The following is a 435-nucleotide window of genomic DNA, read 5'->3' as shown; positions in this document are numbered from 1 at the left end:
GGAAAAGAAACTAACAAGGATTCCCTTAGTAACTGCGAGTGAACAGGGATTAGCCCAACACCGAAGCCTGCGRTTAATTGATCGTGAGGCAATGTGGKGTTTAGGTTGGCTTCAGACATTACTGCTCTGCCCCACGTCCAGCAATGAGTACGGCTTCCCATTCTGGCCCAAAGAGGGTGAAAGGCCCGTGGGGGTAGAGATCAAGTGTGACAGTTCTGTTCTGAGCTACCCTTGGAGTCGGGTTGTTTGTGAATGCAGCCCAAAGTGGGTGGTAGACTCCATCCAAGGCTAAATACTTACACGAGTCCGATAGCAAACAAGTACCGTGAGGGAAAGTTGAAAAGTACTTTGAAGAGAGAGTAAACAGTGCGTGAAACCGTTCAAAGGTAAACAGGTGGAGTTGAACTGCAAGCTCTGGGACTCTGGGAATTCAGC

1 rRNA gene is annotated in these 435 nt (G+C 49.0%); it reads left to right on the top strand.

What is annotated here, in order from left to right:
* Positions 1-380: ribosomal RNA gene (locus EES38_RS23345) — 23S ribosomal RNA — on the top strand; the annotation flags it as partial.
* Positions 381-435 lie beyond the last annotated feature (55 nt).

The organism is Vibrio viridaestus, from assembly GCF_003856525.1.
Classification (GTDB): domain Bacteria; phylum Pseudomonadota; class Gammaproteobacteria; order Enterobacterales; family Vibrionaceae; genus Vibrio; species Vibrio viridaestus.
This window is presented reverse-complemented; position numbering and strand designations above follow the sequence as displayed.